This window comes from Corynebacterium sp. NML180780 (assembly GCF_007786415.1).
Classification (GTDB): domain Bacteria; phylum Actinomycetota; class Actinomycetes; order Mycobacteriales; family Mycobacteriaceae; genus Corynebacterium; species Corynebacterium gottingense.
On sequence record NZ_VNKN01000009.1, the window covers coordinates 107,606 to 124,071 of the forward strand.

The following is a 16,466-nucleotide window of genomic DNA, read 5'->3' on the forward strand; positions in this document are numbered from 1 at the left end:
TCGCACCTATATATATGTACTGATGCGATACATGCGCTTTCTCGCAGTATATGCATACACCCGGCGGGCGCGCCTAAACGCCGAATCTCAAACACCAACATTTGTAGCAGACCCGAGATCTCGCAGTCCCCGGCGCATGCGCGTATCGTAGCGGGGAGCATACGGCAGCGCCGCGCCCATCGCACCGCTGCGACAAGCCCGTGACCAGGCGTTTTGAGAGGAGGAGCCCCATGGAGATGTTCGACCCGTTCATCAACTTCCTCCACATGCTCATGGGCACCCCATTGTTCTACCCCCTCGTCACGGTGCTCATCGTCGCCGACGCCCTCGCGCCGATCGTCCCGTCCGAGTCCGTGCTCAACCTGTCGGGCGCGTTCGCCGGCTCGCAAGGAGTGCCGGATGTAACGGCCGTGATCGTCGCCGCGATCATTGGCGGCATTATCGGCGACAACATCTGCTTCGCCCTCGGCGGCCGCCTCATCGGTTATGTCGAGCGGCTCGACGCGGAGTCCAAGGCCGGCCAGGCGATCCTCTGGGTGCGCCGCAACATGAACCGCGGCGCGGGCGCCACCATCATCGTCGCCCGCTTCATCCCCTGGGCCCGCTGGGTAGCCACGATCGTGCTCGGCTCGGTGCGCTTTAACTGGTTCGCCTTCGTCATCTACGACACGATCGGCGTCATCGTCTGGGCCATCCTCTCCGTGGGCATCGGCTACGCCGGCGGCGCGCTGTTCTCGGATTTCCCGCTGCTCGGCATGGTTGTGGGCGTGCTGCTCGGCTCGCTCGTCGGCTTTGGCGTCCAGAAGCTGCAGGGCAAGCTGTTCGACTGGCGCGACGAGCGCCGCGGCGAGTCCTCGCTGTAGGGGTGTAGGGCTGTAAGGAGGGGCGCCCGCGCTCGCTCTCGTCGGGAAACAGGGCGGCCAGCCCGCGGCGACGGCGGCAACAGCGCTCTCGACGCCCAGATGACGAGACCTGGATGACGAGGATACGACGAAAGGGGCCTGCGTCTTCGTCACCCTGCCCTCGTCAAACAGGCCAAACCCCACCCCACCCCACACATTTTGCCGTTTCACCCGCGCACCCCGCCCGCACACCCCACCAGACCGGGCAGCGGGCCCAAAAATACCCCGCTTCCGGGGTCACCGGCAGCGGGGTCTCTTTGGAATGCGGGCTTACAGCGCGCGCACCTGCTGGGCCTGCGGGCCCTTGGCGCCCTCGCCCACCTCGAACTCGACCTGCTGGTTCTCCTCCAGGGTGCGGAAGCCGGAGCCCTGGATCTCGGAGTAGTGCACGAAGACGTCGGAGGACCCGTCGTCCGGTGCGATGAAGCCAAAGCCCTTTTCTGCGTTGAACCACTTAACAGTTCCGGTAGCCATGGTGAAACCTTTCACGTAAAACTTGAGTGAGATATGTTTGGTCGTCCACCAGGACCATCTCGGGGTTCCTGGCGCCCGCGTCAACGATCCTCGCGAGCACCTTTGGAGGGCGCACACAAAATCTGTGACCGTGCTCTAGTGTGCCACGAATCGCATACTTTGGCATAGCGAGTGGCATACTTCATATGGAATGACTCATACCCCCGCACCCCCACCGTCGCTCGGCGCAGACCTCATCGAGCTCCTGCGCCGCCGTTTCGGCAGCTCCACCATCACGCACGTGGAAGACGTCCCCGCTTCGCCCGCGCAGTTCGCTCCGTGGCCAGCGTGGGTGCTCCCCGAGCTGAAGCAAGTGCTTATCGACGCCTCCGTCACCGCCCCCTACACCCACCAGGCCCAGTGCGCGCAGTCGGTGCGCGACGGCAACGACACCGTTATCGCCACGGGCACCTCCTCCGGAAAGTCGCTCGGTTACCAGCTTCCCATCCTCACCGCGCTTGCAGAGGACCCCAAGGCGTGCGCCCTCTACCTTACCCCCACCAAGGCGCTGGGCTCGGACCAGCTCCAGGCGACGCTGCGGATGACGTCGCAGATTCCCCAGCTCTCCGGCGTCCACCCGGCCCCGTACGACGGCGACACCCCCACCGAGGCCCGGGCCGGAATCCGCGAGGCGTCCCGCTTCGTCTTCTCCAACCCCGACATGCTGCACGCTGGGCTGCTCGGCGCGCACCCCCGGTGGGCGCGCTTCCTGCGCCAGCTCCGCTTCGTGGTGGTGGACGAGTGCCACACCTACCGCGGCGTCTTCGGCGCCAACGTATCCCTCGTCCTGCGCCGCCTGTTGCGTATCGCCGCCGCGTACGGGTCGCACCCGGTCGTGGTGTTCGCCTCTGCAACCGCCGCGGACCCGGCCGGGCAGGCTTCTCGGCTCTGCGGCCGCAGCGTCACCGCCATCACCGAGGACACCGCGCCGACCGGTTCCCGCACGATCGCGCTGTGGGAGCCCGGATTCATCGAGGGCGCGGAAGGCGAAAACGGTGCGCCCGTGCGCTACGCCGCCTCCACCGAAGCAGCGACCATCATGTCGACGCTGATGCAGGAAGGTGCGCGCACGCTTACCTTCGTGCGCTCGCGCCGCGCCGCGGAGACGGTCGCGCTGCGTGCGCAGGAGGACCTGGTCGTGGCGGGCCGCGCCGACATGGCGGGCCGGGTGGCGTCCTACCGCGCTGGCTACCTGGCGGAGGATCGTCGCAAGCTGGAGCGCGCGCTGGACGAGGGCGACCTCCTCGGCCTCGCCACCACGAACGCGCTTGAGCTGGGCATTGACGTCGGGGGCCTCGACGCGGTGGTCATGGCCGGTTTCCCGGGCACGGTCGCCTCGTTCCGCCAGCAGGCGGGCCGCGCCGGCCGCCGCGGCCAGGCTTCCGTGGTGGTCATGGTCGCCCGCGACGAGCCGATGGACACCTACCTGGTCCACCATCCGGACGCGCTGCTGGGCCGCCCGGTGGAGTCCTCGGTGTTCAACCCGCAGAATCCGTACATCCTGCGCGGACACGTCTATTGCGCCGCCGTCGAACGGCCGCTTTCGCACGCGGACGTGGACGCGTTTGGCGCGCACGAAGTCGTCGAGGAGCTCGAGCGGGAGGGCTATTTACGACGCCGCCCCCGCGGCTGGTTCGCCACCCCGCAACTGGAGGGTGAGCTCACCCCGGAGACCGCACACTCCGTCGTATCCCTGCGCGGCGGCACCGGGGAGGAGGTCCTCATCGTGGACGCGACGGACGGCCGGCTACTGGGCACCGTGGACGCCGCGCGGGCCGCCACGCAGGTCCACGACGGCGCCGTCTACCTGCACCAGGGCGAGTCCTTCGTGGTCCAGAAGCTGGACCTTGACGGCTACGTGGCGCTGGTGGCACCCGAGACGCCCGACTACTCCACGCAGGCGCGTTCCACTACGGACATCGCGATCCTGGGCGACGCCTCCGCGCGCGTCCACCCCTCCCCGGGCCTGTGGGTAGCCAACGTCGACGTCGAGGTCACCGACCGGGTCACCGGTTACGTCGTGCGGCTTGCCGACGGCACCGTGTCCGAGCACATCCCGCTCGACCTCCCCGAGCAGACGCTGATCACCCGGGCGGTGGCCTACACCATCGACCCGTTGGTCCTCGACGAGCTGGGGATCTCGGCGGGCGACGTCCCCGGCGCGCTGCACGCCGCAGAGCACGCAGCCATCGGGCTGTTGCCGCTGCTGGCCACCTGCGACAGGTGGGACATCGGCGGCGTGTCCACGGCGCTGCACCCGGACACCATGCTGCCCACGGTGTTTGTCTACGACGGCCACCCGGGCGGCGCGGGCTTCGCCGATGAGGGCTTCGCCCGCTTCCACGAGTGGATCACCGCGACGTTCGAGGCGGTGCGCGCCTGCCCCTGCGAGTCCGGGTGCCCGTCCTGCGTGCAGTCCCCGAAGTGCGGCAACGGGAACCAGCCGCTGAACAAGCACGCTGCGCTGAAGCTGCTGGGCGCGCTGGTCACCATGACCGCCGGGGACGTTCCTCCTCAGCCGGGCCAGCCCGGGCAGTAGCTTCCGCGCGCCCGATCCGGGCACGGACGGTGACGTCGCCGGTGTCCACCTCGCACAACTCTGCGGCCGCAGAGTTGAGCGTCGCGGTGCGCTCGGCGGCCTCGCAGGCGGGCGCGCCCGTGTAGAGCGCCGTCGCCCCGGAAACGGCAGCGAGGTCGGCGGCGACCTGCGCGCGGTGGTGGTCCACGACGCGCGCGCCGACCGCAGCTACCGCGAGCGCCAGCGCGATCACCGCGGTGATGATGCCCGCCGAGGTGACCGTCGCCGAGCCTTCCTCGCTGCGAAGCCTCCGGAGCCAGCCCATCAGCGTTCCCCCGCGGTGTGCTCGACGGGGAACAGCGCGGTTGCCTGCATCTGCCCCACCGCCGCCGGGACCCGCGCAGTCACCGTCACGACCCCGCCGGACTCGGCGACATCGACGCTGCCGCGCGGCGGGGCGAACTCCACCCCGATTGCGTGGGCGCGCGCCGCCGCGCCGGCCGTATCCACCGCCGTGATGTAGGCGGCGATGGTGGCGATGCCGGCAACGATGGCAGCCGCGACGGTGACGAGTGCGGACAGCGAGAGCGCTGTCTCGATCGTGGTCATTAGCCCGGGGTGTTCGTGAGTGCGTCGGTAATCACGCCCTCAATTGCAGAGGTCACTCCGTCGCCGTTTACCACGAGGTAGAGCACTCCGGCGAGCGCGGCCGCCGCGAGCGACCCAAACGCATATTCGATGGTTGACATCCCCCGGTCGTCCTGCATCTTTGCAGCGAGTTGCCCAGCGTAACCGCGTATCTTCTGGACGCCCATGACGGTAGCAGTGTTGATCGTATTCATAGTAATTGTGTTCCCTTCATTGGTTGAGAATGATTGTTGATTTTCGGAGTGGACAGTTAGTGCAAGATCGCCGCCCCCAAGCTGAGCACCGCCGGTGCAAGCCCGAGGACGAAGAACGCCGGGAGGAAGCAGGCGGTAAGCGGGATCGCGATGAGGACGCCCGCCCGTTCCGCTTTGGCGCTCGCCTCGTCGGCAGCTTCAGCACGAAGCTTGGTGACGATGCGCTCGCAGCCCGCCACGATGGCGGACCCCGAGGAGTTGGAGAGGGCAACAAGCCCGGCGAGCTCCGCGCCACCTGGGACGCTATGGAGCTCTGACCAGGCGCGCTCGGGGCTCACCCCGAGCGCCGTCAGCGCAGAGACGGTATGCCAAGGACTCGCGCGCGCGTTGCCTCCGCCGGTGTCGCCGTAAGTTTCAGCTACAGCGGCGGCGGCGCCGGCGAGCGGGAGTCCGGCCTCGCAGCATGCCGCGAAGAGCGTGATGTCGGCTGCGCTGCGGTGGGCGTCGATACCCGGCGCTTCCCCGCGGGGACCATCCCGCGGGGTCTTCGAACCCGCGCTGGGAGTAACGCGCAGCCGCTGCGCGGGCTGGACCCGAGGCAGGGCGAGCGCGGCCGCGAGGAACAGTGATGCGAGAAGCAGGATCATTGCGCCGCCCTTTCTATAATCACCCGGGACACGACGGTGCCCGCGCACACCAGGGCGGTACCGACGACGAGGAGCACCCCGCCTATGCCGCCGGAGGTCAGCAGCCCGACGGGGTTCGCCCCCATCGCGGCGCCCATGAGCATCCCGGCGAGCGGCAACGCGGCGAGCACCATAGCCGTGGTGCGCGGCCCGGCCAGCGCCGCGGTTGTCGCGGCTCGGTGCTGCTCGGCGTGGTCGAGCTCGTCGCGCGCGGCGCGCAGAAGCTGGGCGACGGGGATCCCGCGCCCGGTTGCAAGCCGCCACAGCGTGACCATGCGTGCCAGCTCCGGCTGCGCCGTAGGTACCTCGATCTGCGCTGCGGAGTGCCCGAGCCGAATATGGTGGGCCAGCCGGTGGATGTCGCGCGCGAGTGGGGCCGGCGCGTTGTCGGGCAGGCGCTCGGCGGCAGTCACGCAGGCGCGCGGCAGCGGGGCTCCAGCGTCCAGGTTGGCCACCACGTGGCCGAGAAAGTCGGCGGTCACGGCCGCGCCTTTGGCGCGTTGCTGCTGCTCCCGGCGCCGGACGATGAGGTCGACGACGGTCGCCCCGACCATGACTGCCGCGAGGACCACGCTGACCCGTTTGGCGGCGACCAGGCCGAGCGCGAGCACGATGCCGGCGATGAAGAGTGTGTGGTGGAGGCGTGGCGTCGAGAAGCGTTGCACGTTGCGCGTGAGTGCGCCGAGGCGGGCAGAGGGAGCGGGGGCGGTGAGCGCAGTGGCCGCGGCGGCGATGAGCAATGGGTTCATGATGCCAGCTCCTTGTAGCCCGCGGCGGGACCGCGCTCGCTGTCCCACACCACGCGTGCGGTGACCGGCTGGCCTTCCAGCACGCCGATCTGGTGCACGTAGCGGGTGCCATCGGTGCCGCGGCGGACCACCACCACGGCGTCCACGGCTGCGGCGAGCTGTGAGTGCAGCCCGGCGCGGTCCAGACCGCCGAGGGCCGCGAGCGCCTCCAGCCGGGCGGGGACCTCGTGGATGGAATTGGCGTGGAGGGTGCCCGCACCGCCGTCGTGGCCCGTGTTGAGCGCGGCGAGGAGATCGACGACCTCGGCACCGCGGATCTCGCCAACCACGATGCGGTCCGGCCGCATGCGCAGGGCCTGGCGGACCAGGTCCGCGATGGTGATCTCACCGGCGCCCTCGGCGTTGGCGGCACGCGTGGTCAGGTTAAGCACGTGCGGGTGGTGCGGGGTCAGCTCAAGCGTGTCCTCGATGGCGATGATGCGCTCGGTGGGGGCGGCCTCTGCAAGCAGGGCAGACAGGAGCGTCGTTTTGCCGGAGCCGGTGCCGCCCACCACCAGGATCGCCTTACGCTGCACTACCAGCGCGCGCAGCAGGTCGGCGCGCTCCTGATCAAGGGAGCCGCCCGCCACCAGGTCCGCGAGCGAGGCGGTGGCGGTGCGCAGCACGCGCAGCGACAAGCAGGTGCCCACCTGGGCCGTTGGGGCGAGGATCGCGTGGAAGCGCAAGAGCGTGCCGTCGTCGCGGGTGAGGTGCCCGTCGCAGTATGGCTGTGCGTCGTCGAGCCTGCGCCCGCAGCTCAGCGCGAGGCGCGTGGCCAGGGCGCGCACGTCCGCCTCCGAGTCGAAGGTGGTCTCCGCCAGCTCGAGGCCGCGGCCGCGGTCGATGTAGACCTCGGACGGGCCGTTGACGCAAATGTCCGTCACATCGCCGGCCGCCAGCAGCGGTTCGAGCGGGCCGGCGCCGATGGTGTCGTCGCGGAGCTTGCGCATGAGCGCGAGCACGTCGAGGTCGCTAATCACCACCGCCTCGTCGCGGATGATGTCCACCAACCGTGCTGGCGACGGGGGCGCAGGCTCGTCCGCAAGGCGACGCTGCACGCGCGCGAGTACGTCGTTGGCATCCATCACGCCACCTCCGCGAGCACCGCGTCGGCCGCCTTGCGCAGGGGCTTGGGCAGGCGCGCCGGGAGCCCAGCGCTCTCGATCGAGCGCGGCAGCCGGTGCAGCGTGGGCAGGCGGTGGCAGATCCGCGAGCGGGTCACTGCGACAACGCCGTCGTCGTCGATGCCCTGCCAGGGGGAGTCGCGGAGGACCAGCACGTGCTCCACGCCGGCGGCGTTGCACTCTAGCGCGATCGTCTGCGCCGCGCAGACGGAGCGCACCGTCGGCGTCACGACGATGACGGCCAGGTCGCACGCCGCCGGGAGCAGGTCGATGGGAACGTCGAGGACGGTCAGGCCCTCGCCGCCCACAGCGCGGCAGAGCCTCTCCAGCTCCGCCGTGGTGACCCGGAACGGGTCCGCGACGGTGCTGCGCGCAAACGTGAGGACCGCGGTGCCGGAAGCGGTGGAGGGCAGGGCGCGGCGCACGTCGGTGCGCGCTACGGCACCATCGCCCAGCACGATCTCGCCCCAGCGCGCGCCCGGCCGCTCCTCGACGCCGAGGAGGAGATCGAGTCCGCCGGAGAGCCGGTGTGCGTCGATAAGCGTGGCGTTCCCGCCCACCTCGGCGAGCGCACAGGCGAGGACGGATGCGCCGACGCCACCGCCCGCGCCGAGCACGGCGATCGTGCGCCCGCCGCCGCTGTGCTGGCTCGCCTGTGCGCAACGGCCGAGCGCGACGAGGAGGTCGCCGGCCTGCGCCGGCAGGACGAAGGCGTCCGGGGACGCGGAGGCGTCGGCGAGGCTGCCGCTGACAATGAACACGTTGTCGGCTCGGGGTGGAGGGAGGTGTGGGGCCCAGGTGGCGTCGACAAGCACTGCGAACGCACGCGCCACGTATTGCGGCAGCGTGGTGGGGTCGGCAACGTCCACGATGGCGTGGCCAGCGGCTGCGGCGAGGTGGGTGACCTCCGGGTGGAGGAGCGGGTCGTCCACCGCGACGATGATGGGGCGGCCGGCGCGAGAATTCGGTACTTTTGTTTGTGTCATGCCGCAAGCATTGCAGGCGCAACATCAACGTGCAAGGGGTTGGATACATCTGTGGATAACCCAGGCCGCGATCGCATCCAAAATAAACAATCTGTGGATAACCCAGCCCCATCACTCACACGCGCCTCAGCATTTACACGCCGGGCGCTGAGGTTGGCTCGTTAGAATGAGGCACATGGCAACTCGCGCGCCGGTGGCGGCATTCTTCGACCTGGACAAGACGATCATCGCGACCTCGTCTGCCTACGCCTTTGGCAAAGAGTTCCTCAACAACGGCCTGATCACCCGCCAGGAGGCGCTCGACCTCTACCTGTCCAAGGCCTCCTACATGCTCGTCGGCCACTCCAGCGAGCAGATGGACGCCTCGCGCGACCAACTCGCACAGCTGGTCAAGGGCTGGGATGTGGACGAAGTGCGGCGCATCACCACCGAAACGATGCACAACGTGGTCACACCCGCGATCTACCGCGAGGCGCGCGAGCTGATCGAGCAGCACCGCGCGGCGGGCCACGACGTCATCATCATCTCCGCGTCCGCGGACATCCTCGTCGAACCGATCGCCGCCGAGCTCGGCGTGGACACCGTCGTGGCCACCGAGGTGGAGGTGGAAGACGGCAAGCTCACCGGCACAATCACCCAGTACCTCAAGGGCGAGGCCAAGGCGGCGGCCGTGGAAACATTCGCCCGCGAGCACGGCTACGAACTCGCGCGCTGCTACGCCTACTCCGATTCCGCCACGGACATCCCGATGCTCGCGGCCGTGGGCAACCCCGTGGCCGTCAACCCGGACCGCGCCCTGCGCAAGCACGCCATGTCGTCTGGCTGGGAGATCCGCACGTTCAAGAACCCGGAGCCGCTCATCCAGATGCCCAACGCGCGCGAGGTGGGCATCGGCGCGGGCGTCATCGCCGGGATCACGGCGCTCGCGGTCGTCGGTACGCTGGTCACCCGCGCGATCATGCGCGACGGCCGCTCCGCCTAGCCCCCGCCCGAGGAGCTCGAGTAGCTACTGCCTCCCGTGCCACTGGTCGAGGCGCTCCAGCAACACGGCCCGCGAGTCCTCGTACGCGGCGCGGTTACCCTCCGGAGTACCCCCGAGCATGATCTGCCAGCCGTCCGGCAGCTCCTCCGCGTGCGCAAAGAAGACGTGCCCGGCGTCCGGGTACACGTGGGTCTCCACCCGCTCGCCCTGCGCCTCGAGCTCGCGCGCCGCGTCCGCGGACTGCCACATCTGGTCGTCCTCGCCGGCGAAGAGCAGGACGTTCCCGCCGAAGTGCGTAAGGTCAATGCGCGCCTCCTCCGGCGCCGCTTCCGCCGCCGACTCGTAGGTCGCGCGGTACGACACCGGGTAGCCGGTCACCATGTCCCACATCTGCTTCGCCCCGGCCGCCATGGACCCTGCGCGGAAGGACGCGAACGGCACCGCCTCACCCTTGTAGGTAAACGACGGCAACTCCCCCGCCTGCCGGAACACCAGCCCCGGGTAGGAATAGCTCGCGGGCACGAACGCGACCACGTTGTCCACCCGGAAGCCCTTTGCCGCCAGCAGCTCCACAAACTCCGCGCCCTTCGACGTCCCCACCACCGTCACCGGCCCGTCGCCGTCCACGGTGGCGTCGATAAGCGTGCTGACCTCATCAAACTGCTCCAGCGGCACCTCCGCGAGCCCCTGCTGCTGCCCCTCCTGCCCGAAGAAGTACATACTGAGCACCTCGTAACCCTCGCCGGCGAGCCACTCGGCACGAGAGCGGTCCGCCCCGCCCTCGGAGCCGCCGTACACGACCACCACGCCCGGGTGCGTCTTCCGCTCGGGCGTGATGTGGAACCCTTCGATCTGGTCCCCACGGATCGGGGCAACGCTTAACGACGCCCCACCATCCCCCTCCCCCGCAACAGAAGACGACCCCACGCTCCCGAACGGGTAGGTGTGCTGGTTGTAAGCGCGCAACCCAACAATCACCGCCGCGAGGAGCACAAGCACAACCAGGAGCGCGACCAGCGCCTTGCCAAGGATCTTAAGGACCTTCACCGCATTCCTTCCCACGCAGCGCTCACACCCGTGAAAGAATCTGCGCATTTTGGACCATTTGCAGGATGTTTTAGGCTTACATCCTAACTTGCGCGGCAGCGGTTTCGCCGACCTTCCGGCCCCAATACAGGCACGAAGGCTGGACTATAGCTAAAGTCGTGGAGGACAATGCATCACACGTGTACGTATACGCGCGAGAGCAGCAGTAGCCACACGCCTTGTAGGCGACTCGCAGGAAGGTTTGAAAAACAGTGAGCAAAGACGGTCTGTACACCAGCGGTTCCACGGCAGTGTCTGCCAAGGTGGACTCCATCCCGCTGCGCGACGCCGACACCACCCAGCCGGGTAAGGATTCCATTGGCACGCTGGTCTCCAACGCGACGGAGCAGATTTCCACCCTGGTCCGCGGCGAGATCGAGCTGGCCAAGACCGAGGTCATCGGCGAGGTCAAGAAGGGCGCCATGGGCGGCGGCCTCTTCGCCGTGGCCGGCGTCATCGCACTGTACTCCAGCTTCTTCGCCTTCTTCGCCCTGGCGGAGATGCTCGCGTCCTGGATGCACCGCGGCTGGGCATTCCTCATCGTCTTCCTCATCATGATCGCCCTCGCCGGCATCCTGGCCTTCATGGGCCTGCAGAAGGTGAAGAAGATCAAGGCGCCGGAGAAGACCATCGAGTCCGTCGGCGAGCTGAAGCACCTGCGCCCGGGCCAGGCCCAGCAGAACCTGTCCAAGGATTCCAGCGGCCTGTACTCCTCCGCCGCGCACACCACCGGCTCCACGGCAGTGACCAAGTAGTCGCTTTTCGCCTCCAGGGCCGCTCCGGGCATGCCCCGCCTGACCCCGACGTCACCCTCGGTCGTTGACCTGCCGGGGGAGTTTGCGCACCGCATGCTGCACACCCGCGGCGTGCGCCTGCACGCCGCCGTGGCCGGCGACCCCGCCGACCCCCTGGTCCTGCTCATCCACGGCGCGTACGGCGGCTGGTTCGACTTCCGCTACGCCCTCGCCCCGCTGGCCAGCCGCGGCTACCACGTTGCCGCACTGGACCAGCGGGGCTTCGGCATGTCTGACAAGCCCGCCCACCGCGGCGGCAACCTGCTGCGCATCCTGCGCGGCGACCTCGGCGGGGTGATCCACACCCTAGGACACGCGAACGCCGCCCTCGTCGCCGCCGATACCGGCGCCGTGATCGCCCGCGCCCTCGAGCAGGCCCAGCCCCAGCTCGTCCGCAGCATGCTCACGCTCCCCAACGAGCCGCATCTCCCCGCTTGGCTCAGCCGCCTCCCCGTCCCCGTCGCGGCCGCCACCGCCACACGCCTGCCCGGCGCGCTGGACCGCGCGTGGCGCAGCGCGTTTCACGCCACCCTCGCGCGAGCAGCGGCCGACAGCGCCGCCAAACACCCCGAACACCCCGAACACCCAGCGGAAACGCTCGCGACCCGGCTTGCGGCGCTGCGCATCGATAACGCGCTGCCCCACATCCTCGCCACGCATCGCCTGCGGCGGCACGCGCCAGCAGACAGCGCCAACCACGTCCTCCACGCCCTGCCCTACGCGGGGGATCCGGGGGCGTTTGTGCGGGGCGTCGAGAAGCACTTGGCGTCATAGCACTCCTGGTGCTTTAGACCGCGCAGGTTTGCGTATCCACCGGGTCGGTGAGGCGCTCGACGTCGCCAATCACCTCGCGGAGCTGCGTGCCGGTCAGGGCGTAGCCGGTGTCCGCGACGTCCACGTCCGTGCCGAAAATCATGCCCGCGACCTGCCCCTCCGGGGTGAACATGGGCCCGCCGGAGTTGCCCTGGCGGATGTCGCCGCGGATCGTGTACGCGCCGCGCTCCACCCGGCCAGTGGCGTAAATGTCCGGGCCGCTGAGCTCCAACTGGGTCCGCACGCGTACCGCGTCTGCCTCAAAGGGGCCGGATTCGGGGAAGCCCATCACCACGGCGTCATCGCCGGACTTTAGCTCGCGCGGCGCCCACGTCAGCTCCGGCAGGCCCAGCTCGGGGGCGTGAAGGACGGCGATGTCCACCTCCGGGTCGTAGAGCACGACGTCCGCGTGCTTCACGCCCAGCACGGTGTCCAGGTTGACCAGCTGGGTGCCCGCCACCACGTGGGCGTTGGTCAGCACGTAGCCGTCCGCGATGACGAAGCCGCTGCCCATCAGGCGGTGGTGGCAGGTCTCCGAGTCGCCCACGACGTGGACGACGCTCGGGCGAACGCGGTCGACCAGGTCGCCGGTCACCACCGACTCGTCCGGCGCGTCCACCTCACGCTTCGCATCGGCGCTCAACGGCGATACCAGCGGCGGCAGGCCCGTGTCGTGCAGCAATGCGGCCGCCTTGGCGGGCAGCTGCGCCCATGCGTCCGGTGTTGCGGCGTCAATCCCGCGCAGCACCCGCGAGTCCCGCAGCGCGGCGCTCTGCTGCTCCGGGAGCGCGCTGACCAGCGGGATAGACACCAGCCACAGCGCCAGGGACATGGCCAGCGCCTGCAGTAGCGCGCCCGCGACGGAATCCAGCGCGCGCATCGGGCGCCACCGCTGGGCGCCGCGCAGGGCGTCGCCAATTGCGGAGCCCGCCAAGTTCCCCAGCCCGACGAAGAACACCACGACCGCCAGGAAAATGATGACGCGCAGCCCGCGGCCGGAGAACAAGTCGAGCGTGTACGCGGCAGCAAGCAGCCCCACAATCAGGCCGGCCACGCTGCCCACCGCGATGAACACAGACGCCAGCACGCCCCGTCGCCACCCCGCCGCGAAGCTGCCCACCACCAGAATCGCCGCGACGAGGTCCACGATGGCTGATCCGGTCACTGTTTTGCTGTCTCCTGGTTCGTGTTGTGGGGCATCATCGGGGCCGGTCCGCGGGGTTACCGCGTGTACCGCGGCTCCCCGTTGGCGGAGTTGGCGAGTACCTCGTCCAAATCGCGCAAAGTGCGGTCCCAGTCGCGGGCCCACGCGGCTTGCTCCAAAAGTATTGAGAGCAGAATAGCCGTAAAGCCCCACACAACGTAGCACCCGGCGCGGAAGGCTGGTCCGGCAAAATTGGCCAGCCCCACCTGCAGCCTGTTCGCGGGGTCCACCAGGTCGCGCACGGCGATGAAGAAGACGTCGTCCGTTTCAAACGGGCTGGCCACGTAGGTCTCGCCCGGCTGCTCCGCGTACGCAATCACCGGCCGCACCCGGAGTCCGCTGCCGCCCGTGGTCACGGTGCGCAGCGTGGCCAGCGGCGTCACGCGCGAACGCTCGAGGCCGGTCTCCTCCCAGGCCTCGCGCAGCGCCGCGTCGACGGGCCCGCGGTCCCCGGCGTCGATATGCCCGCCGGGAAACGCCATCTGCCCCGAGTGGCTCCGCATCCGCGGCGTGCGGTGGGTGATAAGCACGTGCGCGTCGTCCGGGATGGTCGCCGACGCCGCGTTCCCGGTAAACAGGATCAGCACCGCGGCCTCGTCCGCCGCGTCCTCCGGCACGGTGCGCCCGTGCAGGAGGGGCCGCGCCGCCTCGCGGTAGGTGCCGCGTTGAATCCGGTCGATCAGCGGCGCGAGCCAGCGGGGCGCCTTGTGGGGCTGCAGTGGGACGTCGAGAAGCTGCCCTTCCTTGCGCTCGCTCATCGCCGGAGCACCCCGTCGATGGCGCTGGCCAGTGCCTCTTCGGACTCGAAGGCCTGCGCGAGCGTGCCCACCTGCTCGCCGTCGCGGAACACCACCGTGATGGGCACGACGCCGGGCAGACCCAGCTGCCCCGCGAAACTATTGTCGGAGTCCTGGTAGCTGGACAGTTCCACGCCGAGCTCGTTGAGCAGATCGGCCCCAGCCGCCGCCTGGCGGTCCGCGTGCACGCCCACGACCTCCACGTCCGGATGGTCTGCGGCGTAGCGCTCGAGCACGGGCAGCTCAGTGCGGCACGGCTCGCACCACCAGGCCCACACGTTGACTACCGTCACACCCGCGCGCTCTCCGGGCACATCGGCGCCGCCCAGGCACGGCAGCTCCACGCCACCGACCCCACCGGCCACGCAGTCGGGCCGCTGGGCCACGGGCGCTTCCTCGCTTATCGACGCCCCTGTCTCCCCCTCCCCACGCACCTCATCACCCGATCCGCCGCCGCGCAGCAGCGCTACGGCGCCGGCGACGACGAAGCAGGTGACCACCAGCGCGCCCACCACGCTGGCCACGACCGCGGTCTTGCCCGACCTCACTGCGCATCACCCAGCATGCCCAGGATGTGCTCGCGCTCTTCCCCGGTGACCAGAGCCGCCGCCTCCTCCGGGTCGGTTGGCCCCGCGCCGAAGTCGGGGCAATCGAACGCGATGGGGCACGCGCCGCACGCCGGCTTCTTCGCGTGGCAGACGCGCCGGCCGTGGAAGATGAGCCGGTGCGAGAACATCGTCCACTCGCTCGCGGGGATGATCTGGGCAATCTCCCGCTCGATCTTCACAGGGTCGCGCTGCACACTCAGCGCTAGGCGCGCGACGAGCCGCTGGAAGTGCGTATCCACGGTGAGCCCCGGCTTACCAAAGACGTTGCCCCGCACCACGTGCGCGGTCTTGCGCCCCACTCCAGGGAGCGTGACCAGGTCCTCGAGCGCGACCGGGACCTCGCCGCCGAAGTCCGTGACCAGCTTCTGGCCCAGCCCGATCAGGTTGGCGGCCTTGGCGCGGTAGAACCCGGTGGGGCGGATCAGCGCCTCTACCTCCGCCTGGTTTGCCGCCGCGTAATCCTGCGCCGTACGGTAGGTGGCAAACAGGGCCGGGGTGACCTGGTTGACGCGGACGTCGGTCGTCTGCGCCGAGAGCACCGTGGCAACGAGCAGCTCGAGCGGGTTGGAAAAGTCCAGCTCCGCGTGGGCGTCCGGGAACGCCGCCGCCAGGGTGCGGTTGATCCGCCGGGCGCGGCGGGTACGGCCCAGCTCCGTCTCCTTCCCCTTCGCCGCCGGGTGGGATCCCGGTGCGCGGCGCCGCGGCGGCGTAAGCTTGCCGGCCGGCGGTTTCCCGGCGTCCGGCGCAGGGGGAAGCAAGGCGTTGGACATGCTGCAATGCTATCGCACACGTACCATGACCCCTATGACGGTAATTTTAGTTGCGATCCTGCCCCTCTTCCTCGGCCTGTTCACCCTGGGCATGGAACGCCTCGAAGCAGCATCAGTTGAGGCCCATTAACACGCACTATTGTTACTAACTGAACGTTTGCTGAACCTAAAATTGCCGGTAGGGAAACTTTTCCGGGATATGGTACCCATCACAACATGAACTGGTAGCATCTGCCATTGTGACCACGCCGTAAAAGCGACACTTAGGTGACCAAAACCACGCAGAGGATAACAGTCACCGCCGTTCCGAGGAGGTTCAATGGAAGGCATTCAGGACACGCTGGCCAAGGCCGGCATTTTCCAGGGCGTCGACGCCGACGCGGTGGCCGCTCTGATCAAAGAGATGGAGACGCTGACGTTCTCCCGCGGTACCACCATTTTTGATGAGGGCGAACCGGGCGACCGGCTCTACATCATCGTAGACGGCAAGGTAAAGCTGGCTCGCCACGCCCCCGACGGACGCGAGAACCTGCTCTCCGTGATGGGCCCGTCCGACATGTTCGGTGAGTTGTCCATCTTTGACCCGGGCCCGCGCACCTCCTCCGCCGTCTGCGTCACCGAGGTGACCGCGGCGACGATGGACTCACAGATGCTCAAGCAGTGGATCACGGACCACCCGGAAATCTCCCAGCAGCTGCTGCGCGTGCTGGCCCGCCGCCTGCGCCGCACCAACGCGTCGCTGGCAGACCTCATCTTCACCGACGTGCCCGGCCGCGTGGCCAAGACGCTGCTGCAGCTGGCCAACCGCTTCGGTACCCAGGAGGGCGGCGCGCTGCGCGTCAACCACGACCTCACGCAGGAAGAGATCGCCCAGCTGGTCGGCGCCTCCCGCGAGACCGTGAACAAGGCGCTCGCTACGTTTATGCACCGCGGCTGGATCAAGCTGGAGGGCAAGTCCGTCCTCATCGTGGACACCGAGCACCTGGCTCGCCGCGCCCGCTAGCCCGCGAGCACCCCGAAAAACGAACACTGCCCCGGCACCTTGCCGGGGCA

General features: G+C 69.0%; 19 protein-coding genes. 6 read left to right on the top strand and 13 right to left on the bottom strand.

Annotation, left to right across the window (positions count from 1 at the left end; translation table 11 throughout):
• Nucleotides 1–230 precede the first annotated feature (230 nt).
• Nucleotides 231–863, top strand: coding sequence for a VTT domain-containing protein (locus FPP74_RS07860; protein WP_323746813.1), 633 nt, complete (start codon nt 231–233; stop codon nt 861–863).
• A 309-nt stretch (nt 864–1,172) separates the two neighbouring features.
• On the opposite strand, the gene FPP74_RS07865 is transcribed toward FPP74_RS07860, so the two are convergent.
• Nucleotides 1,173–1,376 carry a cold-shock protein gene (locus tag FPP74_RS07865; RefSeq protein ID WP_034996968.1) on the bottom strand — a complete coding sequence of 68 codons (204 nt, stop codon included), beginning with the start codon at nt 1,374–1,376 and terminating at the stop codon, nt 1,173–1,175.
• 190 nt (nt 1,377–1,566) lie between these two features.
• Here FPP74_RS07865 and FPP74_RS07870 point away from each other — a divergent pair, with 190 nt between their 5' ends.
• Nucleotides 1,567–3,954 (top strand): DEAD/DEAH box helicase, encoded by a 2,388-nt coding sequence (locus FPP74_RS07870; protein WP_144717839.1) that lies wholly within the window; start codon nt 1,567–1,569, stop codon nt 3,952–3,954.
• Here FPP74_RS07870 and FPP74_RS07875 read toward each other — a convergent pair.
• The 7 genes from FPP74_RS07875 to ssd form a co-directional block, all read right to left on the bottom strand.
• Nucleotides 3,902–4,258, bottom strand: a complete 357-nt coding sequence (locus tag FPP74_RS07875) for an Rv3654c family TadE-like protein (protein WP_095275185.1) — start codon at nt 4,256–4,258, stop codon at nt 3,902–3,904. The two genes, FPP74_RS07870 and FPP74_RS07875, sit on opposite strands and share 53 nt — an antisense overlap.
• A complete protein-coding gene (locus FPP74_RS07880) occupies nt 4,258–4,542 on the bottom strand; it encodes a hypothetical protein (RefSeq protein ID WP_095275186.1) in 285 nt (94 codons plus the stop codon). Before FPP74_RS07880 ends, FPP74_RS07875 begins: the two co-directional genes overlap by 1 nt.
• Nucleotides 4,542–4,748, bottom strand: a complete 207-nt coding sequence (locus FPP74_RS07885; RefSeq protein WP_122086107.1) for a DUF4244 domain-containing protein — start codon at nt 4,746–4,748, stop codon at nt 4,542–4,544. The genes FPP74_RS07880 and FPP74_RS07885 overlap by 1 nt, the downstream gene beginning before the upstream one ends.
• Before the next feature lie 83 nt (nt 4,749–4,831).
• Nucleotides 4,832–5,422 carry a type II secretion system F family protein gene (locus FPP74_RS07890; RefSeq protein WP_144717841.1) on the bottom strand — a complete coding sequence of 197 codons (591 nt, stop codon included), beginning with the start codon at nt 5,420–5,422 and terminating at the stop codon, nt 4,832–4,834.
• Entirely contained in the window at nt 5,419–6,210 is a 792-nt protein-coding gene (locus FPP74_RS07895; RefSeq protein WP_122086072.1) for a type II secretion system F family protein, read from the bottom strand. Before FPP74_RS07895 ends, FPP74_RS07890 begins: the two co-directional genes overlap by 4 nt.
• Nucleotides 6,207–7,334, bottom strand: a complete 1,128-nt coding sequence (locus tag FPP74_RS07900) for a TadA family conjugal transfer-associated ATPase (RefSeq protein WP_144717843.1) — start codon at nt 7,332–7,334, stop codon at nt 6,207–6,209. The genes FPP74_RS07895 and FPP74_RS07900 overlap by 4 nt, the downstream gene beginning before the upstream one ends.
• Nucleotides 7,334–8,359: a septum site-determining protein Ssd gene (ssd, locus tag FPP74_RS07905; RefSeq protein ID WP_095538164.1), complete on the bottom strand. Its 1,026-nt coding sequence runs from the start codon at nt 8,357–8,359 to the stop codon at nt 7,334–7,336. The genes FPP74_RS07900 and ssd overlap by 1 nt, the downstream gene beginning before the upstream one ends.
• Nucleotides 8,360–8,534: 175 nt before the next feature.
• Between ssd and FPP74_RS07910 the strand changes: the two genes are divergently transcribed.
• Nucleotides 8,535–9,341 (top strand): HAD family phosphatase, encoded by an 807-nt coding sequence (locus FPP74_RS07910; protein WP_233125657.1) that lies wholly within the window; start codon nt 8,535–8,537, stop codon nt 9,339–9,341.
• A gap of 24 nt (nt 9,342–9,365) precedes the next feature.
• Here FPP74_RS07910 and FPP74_RS07915 read toward each other — a convergent pair whose 3' ends face one another.
• A complete protein-coding gene (locus tag FPP74_RS07915) occupies nt 9,366–10,388 on the bottom strand; it encodes a dienelactone hydrolase family protein (protein WP_222428214.1) in 1,023 nt (340 codons plus the stop codon).
• A gap of 251 nt (nt 10,389–10,639) precedes the next feature.
• Between FPP74_RS07915 and FPP74_RS07920 the strand changes: the two genes are divergently transcribed.
• The gene (locus FPP74_RS07920) at nt 10,640–11,182 is read left to right on the top strand and encodes a phage holin family protein (protein WP_095275193.1); all 543 of its coding nucleotides are present in this window, start codon (nt 10,640–10,642) and stop codon (nt 11,180–11,182) included.
• A 30-nt stretch (nt 11,183–11,212) separates the two neighbouring features.
• Entirely contained in the window at nt 11,213–11,995 is a 783-nt protein-coding gene (locus FPP74_RS07925) for an alpha/beta hydrolase (RefSeq protein ID WP_144717847.1), read from the top strand.
• 13 nt (nt 11,996–12,008) lie between these two features.
• Here FPP74_RS07925 and FPP74_RS07930 read toward each other — a convergent pair whose 3' ends face one another.
• The 4 genes from FPP74_RS07930 to nth are packed head-to-tail and all read right to left on the bottom strand — an operon-like array spanning nt 12,009 to nt 15,413.
• Complete coding sequence (locus FPP74_RS07930; protein ID WP_144717849.1) at nt 12,009–13,199, bottom strand: MarP family serine protease; 1,191 nt, start codon at nt 13,197–13,199, stop codon at nt 12,009–12,011.
• 56 nt (nt 13,200–13,255) lie between these two features.
• Nucleotides 13,256–13,996, bottom strand: a complete 741-nt coding sequence (locus FPP74_RS07935) for a CoA pyrophosphatase (protein ID WP_144717851.1) — start codon at nt 13,994–13,996, stop codon at nt 13,256–13,258.
• Nucleotides 13,993–14,583, bottom strand: a complete 591-nt coding sequence (locus tag FPP74_RS07940; protein WP_144717853.1) for a TlpA disulfide reductase family protein — start codon at nt 14,581–14,583, stop codon at nt 13,993–13,995. Before FPP74_RS07940 ends, FPP74_RS07935 begins: the two co-directional genes overlap by 4 nt.
• Nucleotides 14,580–15,413: an endonuclease III gene (nth, locus tag FPP74_RS07945; RefSeq protein WP_144717855.1), complete on the bottom strand. Its 834-nt coding sequence runs from the start codon at nt 15,411–15,413 to the stop codon at nt 14,580–14,582. The genes FPP74_RS07940 and nth overlap by 4 nt, the downstream gene beginning before the upstream one ends.
• A gap of 319 nt (nt 15,414–15,732) precedes the next feature.
• Between nth and glxR the strand changes: the two genes are divergently transcribed.
• Nucleotides 15,733–16,416 carry a CRP-like cAMP-activated global transcriptional regulator GlxR gene (gene glxR / locus FPP74_RS07950; protein WP_095535934.1) on the top strand — a complete coding sequence of 228 codons (684 nt, stop codon included), beginning with the start codon at nt 15,733–15,735 and terminating at the stop codon, nt 16,414–16,416.
• Nucleotides 16,417–16,466: the final 50 nt, after the last annotated feature.